At 37.6% G+C, this 797-nt stretch carries 1 protein-coding gene; it reads left to right on the top strand.

All coding sequences use genetic code 11. The features are described 5' to 3' along the window. The first annotated feature begins 27 nt into the window (after nucleotides 1–27). Complete coding sequence (locus CH365_RS19860) at nucleotides 28–783, top strand: rhomboid family intramembrane serine protease (RefSeq protein ID WP_100770280.1); 756 nt, start codon at nucleotides 28–30, stop codon at nucleotides 781–783. Nucleotides 784–797: the final 14 nt, after the last annotated feature.

The raw sequence follows: 797 nt of genomic DNA, 5'->3' as shown, positions 1-797 counted from the left end.
GGTCGTTAGACGCAATGGACAAAAATTATGTTGATTTTCGAAAAAGCAAATCATAAGCATCGTTTCCCATTTGCTACATGGGGTTTAATACTTTTAATGGGCGGTTTACTGCTATTTGTAGATCCGAATAGCCTTGAACTTATTCCTGCGAATAAACTCGGGTTAAGTATCTTGACTAGTATATTTGCCCACACAGGCATCGTTCATTATTTAAGTAATGTGATTTATCTTTATATATTCGGCGACAACGTTGAAGATGTCCTAGGCCATATTATGTATGTAATAGCATTTATCATTCTTGGATTATTGGGAAACTTCTTTTACGTGCTTACACATTTAGATTCATATCGACCTGTTGTAGGGGCCTCAGGTGCTGTTTCTGGAATTTTAGGTATGTATTTTATTCTCTTTCCTAATGTAAAAGCTTCCGTAGCAATAAGATGGCATTCTATTGAAAATATTCGAGCCTCTGTCGCAATATTATTTTGGTTAATTTACCAAGTAGCATTGTCGATCGTAGGATTGCATTTTTCTTTAGGCATGGCTTTCGGCGCACATTTTGTCGGATTTCTCGGGGGTCTGCTTTTGGGTTTCGTATTCTCGAAATTAGGCTATCTTGATCGTCATGAAGAAAGAATTCGTAAATCAATGGGTAACAAGTTAACAGTTCTTTGCCCCTCTTGCAGCACCCCAAAGATTGTTAAAAAATATGGTCAATATACTTGCGCGGTCTGCAAATCATACTTTTCTTTTGACGTTACCGGAAAGCGACTGATATCTTAATTACGTCCACTGCG

This window comes from Leptospira neocaledonica, from assembly GCF_002812205.1.
GTDB classification, from domain to species: Bacteria; Spirochaetota; Leptospiria; order Leptospirales; family Leptospiraceae; genus Leptospira_B; species Leptospira_B neocaledonica.
Note: the sequence above shows the minus strand (reverse complement) of the source record. Positions and strands in the feature narration are given on the sequence as shown.